The sequence below is a fragment of the Thiothrix sp. genome (genome assembly GCF_028714775.1).
In the GTDB taxonomy this organism is placed as follows: domain Bacteria; phylum Pseudomonadota; class Gammaproteobacteria; order Thiotrichales; family Thiotrichaceae; genus Thiothrix.
The window spans coordinates 1-2,608 of the sequence record NZ_JAQTLS010000068.1; the positions used below are offsets into that span (position 1 = coordinate 1).

Sequence of the window (2,608 nt, forward strand, 5' to 3'; positions counted from 1 at the left end):
AGGCATAGCCTCTACTTGGAGTCCCAACCTTGCAAACAGTTGCTGATCCCCTTCCTCAGATGGATTATCAGTTGTCAGCAATCGTTCACCATAGAAAATTGAATTTGCCCCTGCAAAAAAACACCATGCCTGTGCCTCATCTGTCATCCCGGCACGGCCTGCGGACAAACGCACATACGACTTTGGCATCATGATCCGGGCTGCTGCAACCGTGCGGATAAACTCAAATGGATCAAGTTTGGTGGATGTGGCCAAAGGCGTACCTTCAACCCTTACCAAGTCATTGAGTGGCACGGAGTCGGGGTGGGGCTTAAGGTTAGCCAATTGCTGTAAAAGGCTGGCACGGTCATGGCGGCTTTCCCCCATGCCGAGAATTCCGCCAGAACAGACATTAATGCCTGCCTTACGGACATGATCCAGTGTGTCCAACCTGTCCTGATATGTGCGCGTAGTAATAACATTGCCGTAAAACTCTGGCGAGGTGTCGAGGTTATGGTTGTAATAGTCCAATCCAGCCATCTTGAGGCGTTGTGCCTGCTGTCCGGTCAACATACCCAAGGTGATGCAGGTTTCCATCCCGATTGCCTTGACCGCCTGCACCATCTCAATCACACGACCAAGATTGGTGTCGGTTGGGTTGCGCCATGCAGCCCCCATGCAGAAACGGGTAGCACCTTGCCCCTGCGCCGCTTGCGCTGACTGAACCACTGTTTCCAGCGATAGTAGGCTTTCAGTTTCCAACTTGGTTTTATGCTTGCCGCTTTGCGCACAGTAACCGCAATCTTCTGGGCAGGCTCCTGTTTTAATACTCAATAGGGTACTAATTTGTATCTGGTTTGCGTGGAAATTCTCCCTGTGTACCTGATGTGCTTTGAACATCAAGTCGGCAAATGGCAGACCCAACAACTCGTTAATTTCCTCAAGCTGCCAATCATGGCGTAATTCAGGCATTTTCACTTTCCTTCAAGATAAACCACTAAATTCCCGCCGTGCCGGGTAATGTTTGCGTAACTGGTCAAAGTAAGTTCCAGTTTCCAGAAACTTACTCCACAGCAATGTTTTCAGCAGTGCATCGTCTTCACGGATGTCGTAGGCGTTGAGGACATCCCAACGTTGGTCTTGGCTGCAAGGCTTGGGGGATACAGGTTCGAGCGGGGAACCCCAAGCGGGGTGTGCATGGAGGAATTGGCAACATGCCTGATACACCATCTCCGTTCCCCGAATTTTTCCATCCAAACTGTAACCCGCAATATGCGGTGTACCAAGCAACGTGTGTTGGAGCATTTTCCCATTAATGCCCGGCTCGTTTTCCCACGTGTCCAGCACCACATCCAGATCAAAATAGGATTGCAGGCGGGACATCAACGCCCCTTCATCCACTACCCCACCACGGGCGGTATTCAGTAGCAGGGTTCCGGGACGTAAGCGGGCAATTTGCCGCGCATCCAGCAAGCGGTAGGTCGGACGCCTACCAGTACGGGTAAATGGTACGTGCAGGGTGACAATATCGCAGGCAAGGACAGTTTCCAGCGGGTATAAGCCCATGCCCCCCTGTTCCTGCAATGGTGGGTCATTGACAATGCAGCGCATCCCGATACTTTCACACAAACGCCTGACCCGTGAGCCAACATTGCCGTGCCCGACGATGCCGATGCTGCATTCCTGCAAGGGCTTATTGCGTAACAATGACCAATGGCTGATGGCAGCAAGCACATATTCGGCCGCTGATACTGCATTGCAACCGGGGGCACGCGCAAAGCCGATACCCTGCCCGTGTAGGTAGTCAAGGTCAATGTGGTCAAAACCCGCCGTGGCGGTGGCAACGAAACGCACAGGTGTGCCTGCCAGCAGTTGCGCATTCACTTTGGTGACAGAACGCACTACCAATATGTCGGTATCCTGTAAATCGGCATTGCTGATACGCCGCCCCGCCAGCAGCCGGGTTTGCCCCAAGGTATCGAAAGCCTGCTCTGCGTAGGGGATATTTTCATCCAGTGTAATCATCGGCACAGCCGTTTGCTCCTAATCGTTCGGTAATGGTGTTTAGTACCCGCCATTTCTGGCTGCACCACGCAGGGGCAAGCAGGATGTCGGGGGATGCGGTGGCAGTAACACGATGGAAAATGATTTCCGGCGGGGTCTGCCGGATCAGCGCAACCGCCGTATCCACGTAGCCTTCCAAAGTCAGCGGTTGGTATTCACCGCGCCGCCATTCATTCGCCAATTGCGTCCCTTTGACAATATGCAGCGGGTGCAGTTTCAAGCCTTGCGTCCCTAGCGCCAGCACCCGTTCCAGTGTAGCTAGGTTATGCACCAACGTTTCCCCCGGCAAACCGACAATCAAGTGGGTACAGACCTGTAAGCTGCGGGCATGGGCACGTTGCACGGCATCAGCATAGGCAGCAAAGCCATGCCCCCGGTTGACCCGTGCCAAGGTCGCATCAAAGCTGGATTGTAACCCTAACTCCAGCCAAACCTCGTAGCCTTGCGCTTGGTAATCAGCCAGTAAATCCAATACCACATCGGGGACGCAATCGGGGCGTGTGCCGATGCTCAAGCCAATCACATCGGGTTCTGCCAAGGCTTGGTCATACAAGGGCTTCAGCAC

General features: G+C 53.6%; 3 protein-coding genes. All 3 read right to left on the reverse strand.

Annotated elements, in window-relative coordinates; all coding sequences use genetic code 11:
- Nucleotides 1-951: biotin synthase BioB (gene bioB, locus PHE17_RS21630; protein WP_301018005.1), on the reverse strand; the 951-nt coding region annotated here is incomplete at its 3' end.
- A gap of 12 nt (nucleotides 952-963) precedes the next feature.
- Nucleotides 964-2,004: a 4-phosphoerythronate dehydrogenase gene (locus tag PHE17_RS21635; protein ID WP_301018007.1), complete on the reverse strand. Its 1,041-nt coding sequence runs from the start codon at nucleotides 2,002-2,004 to the stop codon at nucleotides 964-966.
- Nucleotides 1,988-2,608, reverse strand: a 621-nt coding sequence (locus tag PHE17_RS21640; protein WP_301018006.1) for a TIGR01212 family radical SAM protein, incomplete at its 5' end; no start/stop codon positions are given. The genes PHE17_RS21635 and PHE17_RS21640, both read right to left, overlap by 17 nt.